The sequence below is a fragment of the Mucilaginibacter sabulilitoris genome, from assembly GCF_034262375.1.
Taxonomy (GTDB): domain Bacteria; phylum Bacteroidota; class Bacteroidia; order Sphingobacteriales; family Sphingobacteriaceae; genus Mucilaginibacter; species Mucilaginibacter sabulilitoris.
This window is the reverse complement of the sequence record NZ_CP139558.1, coordinates 6,966,360-6,980,437: the sequence shown is the minus strand read 5'-3', so window position 1 is coordinate 6,980,437 and position 14,078 is coordinate 6,966,360. Positions and strand designations below refer to the sequence as shown.

At 41.2% G+C, this 14,078-nt stretch carries 12 protein-coding genes; 4 read left to right on the top strand and 8 right to left on the bottom strand.

Going from position 1 to position 14,078, the window contains the following annotated elements; genetic code table 11:
- Nucleotides 1-2: 2 nt before the first annotated feature.
- The 3 genes from SNE25_RS29470 to SNE25_RS29460 form a co-directional block, all read right to left on the bottom strand.
- Complete coding sequence (locus SNE25_RS29470) at nucleotides 3-1,847, bottom strand: glycosyltransferase family 2 protein (RefSeq protein WP_321562590.1); 1,845 nt, start codon at nucleotides 1,845-1,847, stop codon at nucleotides 3-5.
- Between the two features lie 102 nt (nucleotides 1,848-1,949).
- Nucleotides 1,950-4,034 carry a cellulose biosynthesis cyclic di-GMP-binding regulatory protein BcsB gene (locus SNE25_RS29465; protein ID WP_321562589.1) on the bottom strand — a complete coding sequence of 695 codons (2,085 nt, stop codon included), beginning with the start codon at nucleotides 4,032-4,034 and terminating at the stop codon, nucleotides 1,950-1,952.
- 13 nt (nucleotides 4,035-4,047) lie between these two features.
- A complete protein-coding gene (locus SNE25_RS29460; RefSeq protein WP_321562588.1) occupies nucleotides 4,048-5,394 on the bottom strand; it encodes a sensor histidine kinase in 1,347 nt (448 codons plus the stop codon).
- A gap of 110 nt (nucleotides 5,395-5,504) precedes the next feature.
- On the opposite strand from SNE25_RS29460, the gene SNE25_RS29455 reads away from it, so the two are divergent.
- Both SNE25_RS29455 and SNE25_RS29450 read left to right on the top strand, forming a co-directional pair.
- Nucleotides 5,505-6,596 carry a glycoside hydrolase family 5 protein gene (locus SNE25_RS29455; protein ID WP_321562587.1) on the top strand — a complete coding sequence of 364 codons (1,092 nt, stop codon included), beginning with the start codon at nucleotides 5,505-5,507 and terminating at the stop codon, nucleotides 6,594-6,596.
- 51 nt (nucleotides 6,597-6,647) lie between these two features.
- Nucleotides 6,648-7,628, top strand: a complete 981-nt coding sequence (locus SNE25_RS29450; protein ID WP_321562586.1) for an acyl-ACP desaturase — start codon at nucleotides 6,648-6,650, stop codon at nucleotides 7,626-7,628.
- A 239-nt stretch (nucleotides 7,629-7,867) separates the two neighbouring features.
- Here SNE25_RS29450 and SNE25_RS29445 read toward each other — a convergent pair whose 3' ends face one another.
- Nucleotides 7,868-9,475, bottom strand: a complete 1,608-nt coding sequence (locus SNE25_RS29445) for a mechanosensitive ion channel family protein (protein WP_321562585.1) — start codon at nucleotides 9,473-9,475, stop codon at nucleotides 7,868-7,870.
- 46 nt (nucleotides 9,476-9,521) lie between these two features.
- Complete coding sequence (locus SNE25_RS29440; RefSeq protein ID WP_321562584.1) at nucleotides 9,522-9,848, bottom strand: hypothetical protein; 327 nt, start codon at nucleotides 9,846-9,848, stop codon at nucleotides 9,522-9,524.
- A 202-nt stretch (nucleotides 9,849-10,050) separates the two neighbouring features.
- Here SNE25_RS29440 and SNE25_RS29435 point away from each other — a divergent pair, with 202 nt between their 5' ends.
- Complete coding sequence (locus SNE25_RS29435) at nucleotides 10,051-11,070, top strand: aldo/keto reductase (RefSeq protein WP_321562583.1); 1,020 nt, start codon at nucleotides 10,051-10,053, stop codon at nucleotides 11,068-11,070.
- Between the two features lie 386 nt (nucleotides 11,071-11,456).
- On the opposite strand, the gene SNE25_RS29430 is transcribed toward SNE25_RS29435, so the two are convergent.
- The 3 genes from SNE25_RS29430 to SNE25_RS29420 are packed head-to-tail and all read right to left on the bottom strand — an operon-like array spanning nucleotide 11,457 to nucleotide 13,546.
- Nucleotides 11,457-12,221 carry a DUF4846 domain-containing protein gene (locus tag SNE25_RS29430; RefSeq protein WP_321562582.1) on the bottom strand — a complete coding sequence of 255 codons (765 nt, stop codon included), beginning with the start codon at nucleotides 12,219-12,221 and terminating at the stop codon, nucleotides 11,457-11,459.
- Nucleotides 12,218-12,925 (bottom strand): M23 family metallopeptidase, encoded by a 708-nt coding sequence (locus tag SNE25_RS29425; RefSeq protein ID WP_321562581.1) that lies wholly within the window; start codon nucleotides 12,923-12,925, stop codon nucleotides 12,218-12,220. Before SNE25_RS29425 ends, SNE25_RS29430 begins: the two co-directional genes overlap by 4 nt.
- A gap of 45 nt (nucleotides 12,926-12,970) precedes the next feature.
- Nucleotides 12,971-13,546, bottom strand: coding sequence for a pentapeptide repeat-containing protein (locus SNE25_RS29420; protein ID WP_321562580.1), 576 nt, complete (start codon nucleotides 13,544-13,546; stop codon nucleotides 12,971-12,973).
- 146 nt (nucleotides 13,547-13,692) lie between these two features.
- On the opposite strand from SNE25_RS29420, the gene SNE25_RS29415 reads away from it, so the two are divergent.
- Complete coding sequence (locus tag SNE25_RS29415; RefSeq protein WP_321562579.1) at nucleotides 13,693-14,073, top strand: WGxxGxxG family protein; 381 nt, start codon at nucleotides 13,693-13,695, stop codon at nucleotides 14,071-14,073.
- The last annotated feature ends 5 nt before the right edge of the window (nucleotides 14,074-14,078 follow it).

The following is a 14,078-nucleotide window of genomic DNA, read 5'->3' as shown; positions in this document are numbered from 1 at the left end:
TCTTATTTAATAACGTTTGTTGGGTTATTAACTTTACTTAATCCATGATTCGTTTTTTCCCAATAAAAAGGGTTTACTATCAGCTGGTACAGGCCCATATATGCCGCTGCCGAATGCATGAGCCAGTAAACCGGGTTAGCAATGGCAAACAGTATCAGTTCGAAATACCTGCGTTTAAACACGGCCATCATGTTAATATATATCATGAGGATATTACCCACCATGAGGTTAAATATCGACATGAACAATACCCAGTCCGGGAACAGGGTGCGCATGGTTGAAAAATCAAATATGAGGTAACTGATAAATATGCCCAGCAAAAGCGGGTAAACTAAAAACGTGGCCGACGTTGCGCCGATGAAAAAGTTAAACCCTAAAAATCCCCTCCAGCCAATTTTTTTAACCAAAGCCGCCGGATTGCGCATGTGCACCAGGTAGGTTTGCATGTAGCCCTTGATCCAGCGTGAGCGCTGACGGATCCAGTTGAAAGGCTCGTTGTTAGCCTCTTCGTATGTGGTAGAGTTGATGATGGCTACCTTATAGCCTTTGGCATAGGCTCTCACACCAAGGTCGGCATCTTCAGTTACGTTAAACGGATCCCATGCGCCTAACTCAATCAGGGCATCCATTTTAAAGTGATTGCTGGTACCACCCAGCGGAATAGGGATATCAAGCGTATCTAAGCCGGGCAGCATATAATCAAACCAATACGAATATTCCAGGGTAAACATCCTGGTGAGGAAATTTTCGTTACGATTAAAGTAATTGAGCGCGCTTTGCACACAAATATATTTTTCAGGCAGTTTGTTGAATAAGGCCACTACCTTTTTAAGCTGGTCGGTATCCGGGATATCTTCGGCGTCGTATATGGTTAAATATTTACCCCTTGAAAAATGCAGACCGTAGTTGCATGCCTTCGGTTTGGTTTTGGGCATGTGGAAGGGCACCACAATTACCTCAAAAACAGCGGGGAAATCAAGATTTTGTACCGCCTTTAATGTCTTGTCATCATCTTCTTCAATGAGCAATTTAATATCAAGCTGTTCGCGTGGGTAGTCGATACTCTGTAAGTTCCAGATCAGTTTTTTAATCAGCTTATCTTCTTTGTAAACAGGTAATAATATCGTATAAACCGGGACTGCATTATCCACCACATTACGCACATCGGTTTTGGTTACGGCCTGGTGCAGCTCAAAGCGCGAGCCAACCAGTGCCAGGAACAGCTTAAAAATAATAGCCACCAGGAAAAATGTACTGAGGATAACATTAATGATAATAGAGGTATTTTTAAAGCTTAAAACCAGCCCTATAGCGGTAATAGCAATGATAATAAAAATAGTAATAAGCTGCGGACTGGTAAATGTTGTTGATGCCGAACTTTTGGGGTCGCGTTTTAAGAGTTCAAAAACGGAGGCTTTAACATACTTTTCGCCAAGCAGCTTATGGCTTAACCATATAATATCAAGGTCATGCGCTACGATGATTTCAGGCTCCAAGTCATAAGTGAATTTTATAAAATCAATAAAAAACTGGTCGCTGGGATCGCTCATTAAGGTTACTACCTTATTGTTTTCAATGCGGAGCGGTAACGCTATGTGATCGTTGGCGAATTTTAGTTCAACTTTTTTTAATACCGTAGTATCAAAAGCCTCGTTCCGTACCTGCGCAAACGTGAAACCCGCGTTGGTTAATGAGCGCTCATAATTTTTGCGGGAGATATAACCAAAGTTCAGGGCTATTTTGGTGTATGATAACCCCGTCTTTTTTGAAAAATTATTAATTTTTTCCTGATCAGCTGGTGTTATGAACCCATCGGCAACCAAAAGTTCAGGAATAGAAATACTCATTATATTTAAATAAAAGTGTTAAAATAAATCATGTAATAGCCTTGTTTTAAGGCTAATTACATGATAGGTACTCTATGTTTTTGTGATGTTTAGGATAATATCTTAGTCTTTAAACAGCTCCTGTGATTTTTGAACTTTTGACCGAACATACAGGAACGAAAGCAATATCAATATCAGGATACCTAATAGTATATACAGGTTATAGCTGTCCCAGAAACGGGTTAGTCCGCTCTTGGTATCAATATACTCCAGGTTTTCGCTTGATTTATTGATGTTGAACAGGTACTTGTTAGAGTTAACATCAGATATACAAACGTTGCTTGATAGCGTTGAAAGCTGTTCAGTAATTGATTTTGACGCGGCCAAAAACGCTTCGGCTACATGCTTGCCGGTTCCCGTAATTACCAGCGTAGCATTGTTGCTGCGGCCATAAAATATTTGCGCCAGACCGTTCGATACCGTGTCGGACAGGGAGTAAACCGGCGTATTATTATCCGTATTATACAACCTGAAGTCCCGATTAAATTTGATAGGGGCATCAGGGAACTCATCTAATAATTTGTCTTCTTTTGACAAAAGCGCGATGATATTATATTTTTTAAGCTCTTCGGGCTGAATCTGGTCTGAATAAACAAACTCAGGGAAATTATTGGCATTGATGTTATTGTTTAGCTCATAAATAATTTCGCCCAGTGCGCCGGCAGCATATTTAGCATAATCTTTGTTCACCACTATACGGGTTGTACCGGTATTAAAAGCTTCCGGATACTGGTAAAAGCTCAGGTTGCTGGTGATGAATGGGTTTTTTGATTCCAGGTATGATTTATCAACGTCAACCTCAGCAAAGAAATTGATAAAGCTGTCGCGGCAATGGCCATTGGTTGGGAAAAACCTGAACTCGGCCTCGAGCGTATTGTATTTGTGGTGCTGGTAACGGTTAATGGTTATCGAGGTATTCAATTTTCCTGATGCATCCAGCTTTTCACTGCTGATGAGCAATCCGTTCAGGTAAATATTAAAGAAACCGCGGTCGCCGGGGCTTAAGCCGCTGTAGTTGGCAACAAAATGTATTTCAACTTCTTTCGGGGTAAAGCTAAAGTCACTGTTTTTAAAGCTGTAGGCGCTTTTTAATGAACCGATACCTGATAAAAAGTCGCTCATGCCTCCAATTTGTTTCAGTGATAATTTTGAGCGGTTCTCGTCAATGCTTTTGAAGAAGGTGTTTTGCGCTTTTTCAATTAACAGGTAGTCGCCATAAGTTGAATTCAGGATGTTCATATTACCCAAAGCAGTAATTGCCTTTTCGTAACCATTGTCATCGCCGCCTGTAATAAACAATGTCTCTTTTGATACGTTCTCCTGGCTTACAGTTTTTACAGGCGTTAAAGTTCCGTTTGGCGACGTAACCATGCGTGTATTGGTATCAGTAACCAGGCTTACCGATTTATTCAGATAAAATAAGCCCTGGCCATTTTGTGGAGTTACTTTAATTAAAGAACGTGCATCAGCCGGCAGGCTTGATAAAGCACCAACCCTGATGTAATTCCGGATGCTATCGGGTAATTTACTTTCTTCATAAACCTGTATATTCCTGTTTTGTGTCTTTTTTAACCGGGAATATGCCCAGGCTACAGCCTTAAGATCATGCAGACTTGGATTTGAAGGATAAACTATTGCTTTTTTTGAATCAAAGCAGTTGCTGATATTTACGTTATCAAAAAAGCTCTTGTTGCTTTTTACTAATGACAGGTATGAATAATTTTTAACCTTTAACCATAAAGCAGGATTGTCCAGATCCTTACACTCATCATCGGTTATAGTGAGTAAAGTTTTAACCTGAATTTTCAAATACTTATCGGGCGACAGATCGGCCCGGGTTAGGTTTAGGGTAAGTTTCTGTATCGAATCTTTTGTTAAATGACCGCTAAACGCAGGTTTGTTATTAATAACTATGTTGATGTATGAGCGTTCCTTTATCAGCGCTTGTGAAGGCTCAAAATATAATACCAGCTTACTGCCATTCATTTCTGTAAGCGGTGTAATTTTAACATAAAATGAATTGGCACCGCTCATTCCATATATCACATCGTCCTCATGCCCAAGCGATTTAAAGGTTACTATGCTTTGTGCCCGCGTCGCTGTACTAAATAGAAAAACAAAGGCTAATAGGGATAAAAATTTATTCATTTGGCTGTAAATATTAATTTATAACGTAAAATTCAACTCTGAAATAATTGCCGTTATCGTCGCTGCGATAGTTAAGTTCGCCACCCAGTTCCTGGGTCATTAATTTGGCAATGGAAAGGCCCAACCCAAGGCGGCTTTCATTAACGCCCGATGTATCATTAAGGGTTTTTAATTTATTGAACATCATGTCAAGCTCCTGCTGGCCTATGGCAATGCCTTCATCAATAATTTCAAAAACAAATTTTTGGCGCTGCAGGCTGGTAACCACCCTGATCTCATTATTGGTTTGCGAAAATTTAATAGCGTTTGATAACAGGTTCTGAAACACCTGACCGGCAAATACACGGTCGAGCCTAACGTTCAGAGGCAGTTTTAATATGTTGTTGGTAAGATGAATATTCTTCATCTGTGCGGTTTCATACAACCCCCTGAAAACATGCATCACTTCAACATTGGCATCAAATACCTCAAGATTAAATTTCATCTCCGGCGACTCGATCTCCTTTACATCCATCAGCTTATTGAGCATATACTGCATCTTTTCGGCCGATTCTGAAATATAACCCACAAACTCCTTTTGATCGGTGCTTAAACGGTAGTCTTCCTCTTTGATCATGTTATTGCTCATCACAATTGATCCGATAAGGTTTTTAAGATCATGACCAGCTATATTAATAAAGCTGTTCTTTTGGCCGTCAAGCTTGCGCAGTTGTTCATATTGCGCGTCGATGAGGTTGTTTTTAGCATTGATGTCGGTATTTTGCTGCTTTAACTGCTCATTTGATTTTTCAATCAAAATCTGCGAGCGTACATCCCTTTTCATTACCTTATAGCGGGTACCCGGAATAATACATGATAACAGGGCTATTATAAAAAACAGCTGTCCGCCGTTACTGATAACAATATCTAAATTATACTCACTTAATAAATTAAAAAATATAGCTAATAACAATAATGCTATCAGGGTTTGAATAATGGAGTTTACAGGTTCCCAGAAAACCTGCAGGTTAAAAAACAATATAACAGTTGCAAAAAGCAGGTAATAAATGTTAAGGCTTTGAATAGGAACTATATTACATAAAACGGCCGATGTAACCGAAAGCATAAAAAGACTCATATGGAGCAACAGCCTGTAATCATATCTTTTGGCTACAAAAATGGTGTGCAAGCCAAAAATCAAAGCGCAGGTTATTAATCGTACAATAAAAAACTGAACCCATACATCCTTTGCATATACTAAATCGATAATAAAGAAAAGCGGGTAAATAAATATGATAGTCCAAATAATATTATTTGTTTGGTACCACGCTTTTTTTGCGGTTTCCTTTATTAATTCGTCTTTCGAAATTTGAACAAACATTATTCGTTATCTTGAATTATATTTAAAATTTAGGCTACGTGTTAACGGTTTATAATAGGTTTAAAATATTGAGTAACAAAACCATTCCTTTTACGCAACTCTTAAACTATTTGTTAATAATAATATTAACAGCCGTTTGCGCTGATGCAAAAAGCAGTCCAAAGGTACAGCAGTTACGTGCACAGGCGTTTAAACGTGCACAAAGCCTCAATAATGGCATTAGTATTTCATGGCTCGAGCAAACCTGGGTTAAACAACCATTAAGCGAAGAAGGCATCAAAAAAACCGATCTTGAGCTGCTCAAAAAGCTGGGTTTTAAGAGCATCAGGCTCCCGGTGGCCTTTAGCCGGTTTGAAGCTGAACATATACCCGCCGAACGTGTGTTTACCTGTATAGACAAGGTTATAAAACAATGCCATACTTACGGTTTTAAGCTGGTAATAGATTATCATTATGGGAAACTTACGGATACTAATTATTTAACTGAAACGCCAAAAATAATTGCCCTTTGGCTTAAATTAACACAAAGATATAAGCACGAAAACCCCGACGATGTTTTTTTTGAACTGTACAATGAACCGCCCAAAATAAACCCCAAAGTGTGGAAAGATGCCGCATACAATATTCTAACCGCCATCCGGAAAATTGACAAGCAGCGCACCTTAATCATAGGGGCTTCTAACTATAACAGTATTTACGAATTGAGCAGATTTGTGCGCCTGGCCGACGAAAATATTATTTATACCTTCCATTTTTACGAGCCTTTCTTTTTTACCCACCAGGGCGCGGAGTGGGTAGGCAACCAGGTAGCAACAACCGGGGTATCATTTCCTTATAATGCGGAAAATTTTCCAGCCCTTAACCCAAAAGCAAAAGGCACCTCCGGCGAAAGTAATTATAACCTGTACAAAATTGACGGTAATGAGCGGTCGATAAATGATAAGCTGCGGATAGTAAAAAACTGGGCAGATAAGTATGGGGTACCCATTATATGCGGCGAGTATGGGGTGTATAATAAATACGCCGATCCTGGCAGCCGCTGCAGGTATATTAAGGCCGTGAGGGTTGCGCTTAAAAAATTAAATATACCTGGTATGCTTTGGGATTATAACAGTTCCTTTTCTATATTTACGGGTAAGCCATCTGTTAAATCACTATCGGCCTGTATGCGTGATGCCATAGGCTATAGCGCTGCAAAATGAAATAATGTTAATAATTTTTAATTGATTACCTTTGTTGAGTAATATTCTGTTATGAAATTTTTTGAAGAAAAACGTCGGGAGGTAATGGGACATATTGAGCAATTTATGCTCGAAAAAATGTTCGAATATTTAAAACCTGTTGATACAATATGGCAACCGTCTGATTTTTTACCCGATTCTACAAGAGATTCTTTTTTCAGCGAAATTAAAGAATTGCAGGAAAGCGCCCAGGGCTTAAGCTATGACCTTATTGCAGTTTTAATTGGTGATACTATAACAGAAGAAGCCCTGCCAACTTACGAATCATGGCTTACCATGGTTGAAGGCGTTTCAAAAGATGAAGAAGGCGGTTGGATGAAATGGACCCGTCACTGGACTGCCGAAGAGAACCGTCACGGTGACCTGTTAAACAAATATCTGTACCTGTCTGGCCGTGTTAACATGCGCATGATGGAAGTATCAACCCAGTACCTCATAGCCGATGGCTTTGATATTGGTACCGGTACCGATCCTTACCGCAACTTTATATATACATCGTTCCAGGAGCTGGCTACCAATGTATCGCACAGACGTGTGGCTTCACAGGCCAAAAAAGATGGCGATACCCTGCTGTCAAAAATGTGCGGTGTTATTGCCGGCGATGAGGCGCGTCATGCCAAGGCTTACAAATACTTTATCGAAAAGATATTTGAAGTTGACCCAAGCGAAGCCATGATAGCCTTTGAAGATATGATGCGCAAAAAGATTGTGATGCCTGCACACTTTTTACGTGAAGTAGGTTTGAAAATTGGTCAAACCTTTGGTCATTTTACGGATGCTGCCCAACGCCTGGGTATCTACACCGCTATTGACTATGTAGATATACTAAAAGAACTGATTGAAGACTGGCACATTGAAAGTGCTACCGACCTTAACGAAGCCGGAGAAAAAGCACGTGATTATATCATGAACCTGCCAACACGTTTACTGCGTGTTGCCGAGCGGATGAAAAACCCCATGCTGGAGTACAAGTTCAGTTGGATAAACGGATAGACTTCTTGGTTAAAATATAGAAAAGAGGCGCATCATCTGCGCCTCTTTTGTTTTAGGAAAAATAACAAACTTGTCATCCTGAGCGGGGGCGAAGGATCTTTTATGTGTCGTGTACACCTCCTTAATGTCATTGCGAGGAGGAACGACGAAGCAATCGCGACCTATGCAAGTGTCTCCCTGTATAGCTTGAGATTGCCACGCTATCGCTCGCAATGACATGTTTTTTATAATCTGTTTATTTATTCCCCCTCCACCTTAAACCCCGGCTTTTTATAGTCTTCCGGTACATAATCCGCGGGTATCTGTATATGGTTGCCATCCCGCAATGCAGTATAATGCGGCGACATGATCTCTACCCCGGCTTCGTTAAATTTATCCTGTATGTTTTGGTGCAGCCGGGAATAAACGCCTGCCATTTGGTTTGATAGCGGGGTATAGGCGTTTACCTGGTAGCTTACATTAAAATCATTAAGCGCTGTTTGCAGCACAAAAGGCTTTTGCTCGGTTGATACGCCCTCAGTGGCTTCGGCCGCGCTGATAAGCAGGTTATGTACTGTTTGCCAGGGCACATCGTAACCAATGGTAACTGTGGTATTTAATATGAGGCCCATGGTTTTGGCCACTGTGCTGTAATTGGTGGTATGCCCGCTTAATATGGTGCCATTGGGTATGGTAATGTCTTCGTTTTTAATGGTACGCAGGCGGGTTACCAGCAGGTTTTTTTCAACTACATCGCCCATGGCATCACCTACCTTAATACGGTCGCCAACTTTATACGGCCGCATATACGTAAGCACAATGCCAGCTACCATATTAGATATGGCCGACGAAGATCCAAGCGAAAATAATACCCCTAAAAAAACGGTCACTCCCTGAAATATTTTTGAATCGGAACCGGGCAGATATGGAAATATCACAACAAACATAAATGCGTATAAAAGCACCCTGATAATATTGTAGGTAGGCATGGCCCACTCCGGGTAAAAGCTGTTAATGGTGATGGCTCCCAATGCAATTTCATTGGCTATAAATTTCACCAGTTTTACAATATACCGTGTTACCACATAAATAACGGCAATGGTAAGCAGGTTGGGTATATAATGCACAAGGGCCAGCAATATGCTTTTAAACGGATTTACCACATAACTCAGCAGCTGCGATGCAATTGGCTTTGACGATGGAAAAATAAAGAACAGCACCGGTAGTGCCAGGTAAACCACAATAATGATCAATATAAACCGGGCTATACGCAATAAACTGGTGATAAGCGGCAACAGGCGCTTGGCATACTTAACCGGGGCGCCCTGTGCCGCCAGTTTGTCCATACGATTTTCCCACGTCCTTAATACTCTTAGCTTTACCCACCTGGAGCCCTTATTTAACGCCCAGATTAAAGCAATAACAAGAATAACCACCGCTATGGCCTGCAGGATATTAATGACCATTTGTTTGGTGTTATTGGTAGTAAAATAATTACCCAGCTTTTTTTTCAGTATATCCAGATAGCTGGCTGCCAGTTGGGCGCGGGGGAGTTCAGAAAATGTAGCGTCTTTATTATTTACAGCCAGTATAATTTGCGAGTTGTATGCAATTACCGAAACAGCAGTGTCGTTTTTTAAGGTAAGGGAGTCGGCGTTAAAATCAATGCGGTTAACCAGGCCCTCAATACGTTTAGTTACAATGGCGGCCCGCTCCGCAGGCTCAAACAAACCTTGCCCGGCATAAAATGTAAAAAGCGTGTCGCGATTAATAATTATAGGGTAACCCTTTACGTCGGTTTTTTTTTGAGCTTGGGTTGTAAACGCCGCTAATAAAAGCAAGATGAGGAGGCAATAATTTTTAGGCATAACAGGCAGATTTTATGTTAAAGCTAAAAATTATATTTCAAATCTTTTAGCCTTCCTGCACCAGATCGGTACCTTGATTCCGGGAGAGGCCATTAAACAGGTCGTTAAGGATGGATTCAACAGTGAGTGAGTTTACATCATCAACATAATGCTCATTGCGGGTTATGTGTAATTCAGTTCCTTTAATAACAATACTGAACAGAACACCCTCATACATTTCGGGCTGCGAAATCTCGATGACATCATCCTTACGGGTTATAGTGAAATTAATATCGCTTTGTTTTTGCTCATGAAAAAGCGGGTTAACCTTTTGTTGCAGGATACTGTAAAGTTCAGTTATGTTAATTGCTGTATGCAGGGTTATAATTTTCATGATAATACATTTGTATGTTTAATATTACAAAGCAATAGTTAATATTGTTTGTTAAACAAACCGTGCCATTGCAGGGAACCTCACCCAACCCTCTCCAGGGGAGAGGGCTTTAGAATATTTTTAAAGTCTCCTCCTTTGGGGGAGATTTAGAGGGGCTTCCTCGCAATGACATTGTTGAAAAGGATCATTAAATACTACCTGTATGAATTACAAATTACTTGGCCGCTCGGGCCTTAAAGTTTCAGAATTATGTTTAGGAACTATGGGTTTCGGTACCGAAGCCGGGTGGGGGGCTGATAAGGATACCAGTTTTTCCATCATGGATGCCTACGCCAATGCCGGCGGCAATTTTTTAGATACGGCCAATATTTATAAACTGGGTACCAGCGAAAAAATAATAGGCGAATACATGAGCAATCATGACCGTGATTATTTTGTACTGGCTACTAAATATACTTTAAAGGATAATATGACCAACCCTAACGCATCGGGCAATAACCGCAAAAACATGATGCGCAGTGTGGAGGAAAGCCTGAAGCGTTTAAAGACTGATTTTATTGATGTTTTATACCTGCACATCTGGGATGATATTACGCCGATTGATGAAGTAATGCGCGCCATGGACGATTTGATAAAACAAGGCAAGGTTACTTATGCCGCTATTAGTGATACACCGGCCTGGGTAATAGCTAAAGGGAATACACTGGCTGAATTTATGGGCTGGAGCCAGTTCATCGCTCTACAGGTAGAATACAGCCTATTGGCCCGTACTGCCGAGCGGGAGCTGATACCGATGGCCAAACATTTCGGTATGACGGTTACGCCCTGGGCGCCATTGGCCGGCGGGGCGCTTACCGGTAAATATTTAAAAGGCGATAAAGGCAGGATAAAACCCGAAAGCAAAAGACTGGACGCGCGCAGCGAAGCCATTACTAAGGTAGTTATGGACATAGCGGCTGAACTGGGCGTATCTGAAAGTCATGTAGCCCTAAATTGGACCCGCCAGCAGGGTTTTTCATGTATCCCGATAGTAGGCGCTACCAAAGTTGATCAACTGCTGGATAACCTGAAAACCGTTGATGTTACCCTAAGCGAAGATCAACTGAAAAGACTTAGTGATGCCAGCGCCATTGAACTTGGTTTCCCCGGCGATTTTTTCAGGGAAGATGGGGTGAAGCTGAACTCTTTCGGCGGATTTTATGACAGGGTAGAAAAAAGATAGGACTGTGCTATCTGTCGTGGCGGAGCTGTTCACGTTTGAGTTTGCGATCAAAGTAGCCGCGGACTCTGCTGGTCATATGCCTGGTGTGGCGGGTGAAACGGGTTGTCCAATAGTCAAACCGACCGGCTAAACCCATGATGCTGAGCACTACAAACAATAGCAGCAGGGTAATGATAAAAAGCTGGAATCCGTCAATTGCTATATCCTCATGGTGATTATCCTTTTGTTTATTATCAATAGATGGACAATCACCATGCCTTTTAATATATCCCGGCTTTCTAAAAGCCGTTAACCGACTGTCAGTTTGAAGTTTAGATCCTGAAATTTACCCGGGTTTATGAGTTATAAATATGATGATGTAGTGTAGAGATAAGCCTACAAAACGCTTAATTAAAGCGTTTCAGATATGCTGGCTTAATCAATTCGGCATAAGGAATACCCGAAGCTATATCGGCGCTAAACCATGGATCGCCGAAATACTGCAATATCTGTATATTTTGAGCTGGCATATAACTTTGAGCCAGCAGAAATTTTTTGTGGTGCTGTGCATTTTCTATAACGTCCATGACTGCAAAACAATGCCCGGGAGAGCCGCCCTTTATAAAAACATCCCCCGCTTTAATTGCTGATATATCCTGAACCGGTTTTAACTCTTTTTGCAATGACAGCGTACCAGCATAGCTGAATACCAGATTCATGTAACGCAAAAAGTTAGGATAGCTGTAATCTTTTTTAGCTTTTAAAACCCAGTGATCATTGCTATACCTGTAACCATCCGCATAATGGGCAAAATCGCAACGGAACCCGCTCGTAAAATTAAAGCTGATGGCTTTATAGTTTTTTTGTTGATAAAGATATTCGCCACGCAAGCGCATCACGGCATCGGCGCATTGTTGCAAATCCTGATTGCCTATGCTCATATCAACAATACCAGCGGTATAGCTCTCGGTACTGGCAACATTGCCTTTGTAGGTGCGTGCAGGGGTTCCTGCGGGCTTAAGCGGCAAGGTTTGAAGCCAGTTACCAAAACTACCCGGTGCAGCCGTTAAGCGGTGATAGCCGGCGGGTATTTTAAAGCGGGTCAAAACATTGTCGGTTTTTGCCGGCGCAATAAGCAATACTGATAAAGTAAGCAGGAGTAAACCTTTCATAATGTTTTCGCCTTTTTTAGTTGTTCATAAGGGTTGTAAGGCACGGGTAGATCATCAACTAACTTAAATGCCGAAAAATGTAAATGCGTAGGGGATCGTTTTTTGTAAGCATTGTAGCCGGTACGACCGACCCTGGCAATTGTCTGACCTGCTTTTACTTCGTCTCCTGGCTTTACAAAGATGGCCTGGTTATGGGCATAATAAATAAGCTGACCATAGTTGTCATTTATCCATATATATTTACCTCCGCGCAAACCACTGGTTGGTTCCCATTCGTTTGAGCAGGCAATCACAATACCATAATCAACGGCGAGTACATCAACCGGCTTACTTGATTTATCGTCTAAACAATCCTGATTTTTATCATTTATAAAAATATCGTGGGCAGGGTGGGCCGAGTGTTTATTTCCATCCAGGTAATGGTAACCTTTATCAGAATAGCCGCTCCCGTTGCCGCCAATAGCATGGTAATTATATTTGCGGAGCGGGAATACCCATCCATCTAATGCTTCAGGTACGTGCCTGTTTTGCCGTAATTGATTGATCAGGGTTTTGAATTGTTTAGCCGCGTCAGGCCGCTTGATTTGCCCGTTAAGTATAGCCGTATTCAGGTTGTTTATTTTGTCGCAAACCGATTTATTATCTTGTGCAGATGCACTAAGTATAAAAAATATTAATCCAGCAAGCAATGTGATTTTTTGCATAAGGTTTATCGAATAATAAATATAACTAAATAAATAGTCAAAATATTATCCTTCAATCTTAATATCATATTTACTGAGCAAGCCGGGCAGACCATGAACCGAAAACTGCGCTTTTTTGAGCTGGTTATCATCCGGATCGATGGTGAAATTATATGACGTACGCAAATCGGCGCCCTTGAGTATGGTTCGGCTAAAAAATGCCCGGTTAAGGTTACAGTTAATGAATTTGGTATCAGTGAGGTCGCACTCTGTAAAATCGGTCTCTACCATGGAACAATCGCTGAACCGGGATTTTTTGTTCTTCTTTTTGTAGAAAACGGCATTATCCAGTATGCAGTTTTCAAAATGCACCTCGAACAAAAAATCAATGCTTTTGCTAAAATTTACGCCGCTTAGCTTACAATGTATAAAGTTGATGTTTTGAAAGCCCGCACTACTTACATCGGCGAGTGACAGGTTGCAATCCTCAAATGTGCAATCGGTAAAAACAAGACTATACAAATTAGCATAGGAAAAATCGCAGTTGATAAATCTGCAGTTCTCATAGGTTCGGTTATGTCCGGTTATCTGGTCGGCAATAATTTTGGTAAAAGTTTGGTCTTCCTGGTGTTGAGGTTGCATACAGCAAATTTATATTTCCAGCGCTATATTTTAATGGGAGGAGTTATCCAATTTAAAATATTGATTGAAAATACTTCTTGCCAGGAAAGCGGATTTAATCAGTGGCATAGCTATTGTTATTTTATAACTACATCAAAACCTATAAAATGAAAGCATTAAAAACAATAGTACATGTACTGGCCATAAGTACATTACTTGGCGCCGTTACCCCGGTAATGGCGCAATCGGTTAAAACGGATACATCATCAACCACTAAACCAAACGGAGCAGGTGCAGGCAACGGCTCCAGCCAGGGGGCACCCGGAGCAGCTACAGTATCAGGAACAGGCACCGGTACCCTCGCCGATAGCAATGGCTCGGTAGCCGCGGGCGACTCAAGCGTAAGATCTGCTTCGGCCGCAGAGGTATCAAAACCCACCGAACAGCCAGCATCGACAGATAGCCACAACAACTGGGGCCTTTTAGGATTGTTTGGATTGCTGGGATTGTTAGGATTGCGGAAAGGCGGTGAAAAGGCTAATCAGTAAATCTG

Bases quoted from the DNA above. Each gene is read 5' to 3' on its own strand.
- SNE25_RS29440 (WP_321562584.1), bottom strand. From the start codon at position 9,848: ATGAAAATTATAACCCTGCATACAGCAATTAACATAACTGAACTTTAC.
- SNE25_RS29470 (WP_321562590.1), bottom strand. From the start codon at position 1,847: ATGAGTATTTCTATTCCTGAACTTTTGGTTGCCGATGGGTTCATAACA.
- SNE25_RS29450 (WP_321562586.1), top strand. From the start codon at position 6,648: ATGAAATTTTTTGAAGAAAAACGTCGGGAGGTAATGGGACATATTGAG.
- SNE25_RS29430 (WP_321562582.1), bottom strand. From the start codon at position 12,221: ATGAAAGGTTTACTCCTGCTTACTTTATCAGTATTGCTTATTGCGCCG.
- SNE25_RS29465 (WP_321562589.1), bottom strand. From the start codon at position 4,034: ATGAATAAATTTTTATCCCTATTAGCCTTTGTTTTTCTATTTAGTACA.
- SNE25_RS29415 (WP_321562579.1), top strand. From the start codon at position 13,693: ATGAAAGCATTAAAAACAATAGTACATGTACTGGCCATAAGTACATTA.
- SNE25_RS29435 (WP_321562583.1), top strand. From the start codon at position 10,051: ATGAATTACAAATTACTTGGCCGCTCGGGCCTTAAAGTTTCAGAATTA.
- SNE25_RS29420 (WP_321562580.1), bottom strand. From the start codon at position 13,546: ATGCAACCTCAACACCAGGAAGACCAAACTTTTACCAAAATTATTGCC.
- SNE25_RS29425 (WP_321562581.1), bottom strand. From the start codon at position 12,925: ATGCAAAAAATCACATTGCTTGCTGGATTAATATTTTTTATACTTAGT.
- SNE25_RS29445 (WP_321562585.1), bottom strand. From the start codon at position 9,475: ATGCCTAAAAATTATTGCCTCCTCATCTTGCTTTTATTAGCGGCGTTT.
- SNE25_RS29460 (WP_321562588.1), bottom strand. From the start codon at position 5,394: ATGTTTGTTCAAATTTCGAAAGACGAATTAATAAAGGAAACCGCAAAA.